The sequence below is a fragment of the Pseudomonas sp. 2822-17 genome (genome assembly GCF_002742485.1).
Classification (GTDB): Bacteria; Pseudomonadota; Gammaproteobacteria; order Pseudomonadales; family Pseudomonadaceae; genus Aquipseudomonas; species Aquipseudomonas cyclaminis.
Genome location: NZ_LJRZ01000313.1, coordinates 1 through 323, shown reverse-complemented (window position 1 = coordinate 323; position 323 = coordinate 1). Strand labels below are relative to the sequence as shown.

The window sequence follows — 323 nt, the reverse complement described above, 5'->3', positions numbered from 1 at the left end:
CCTTAGATTTATTTGTGACTTTTTCTCCTTCACGAGCTTGTCGAATTGGTTCCAAGCCTTTTTCTATTCGAGCTTTATACTCAGGATCATCTTCAAGCTCCAACCCTTTTTTACGGATCAAAAATGCAGTAACCATAATACCAATAAAGGTCGCCGGAATTGTTATCCCAATAATTTGTAAGAAAGTAATTCCAAAAGGATCTAGCATTGCCAGAAGGGCAACTGTTGCTGCTGAAATGGGACTTGCTGTAATAGCCTGTTGTGAAGCAATAACAGCAATAGATAAAGGACGTTCAGGACGCACCTTTGATTCCTGCGCAACC

The 323-nt window shown here is 40.6% G+C and carries 1 protein-coding gene; it reads right to left on the bottom strand.

Annotated elements, in window-relative coordinates:
* Positions 1-304 (bottom strand): anaerobic C4-dicarboxylate transporter family protein (locus AOA60_RS07555; RefSeq protein WP_256592809.1); only part of this gene is annotated, 304 nt, incomplete at its 3' end.
* Positions 305-323 lie beyond the last annotated feature (19 nt).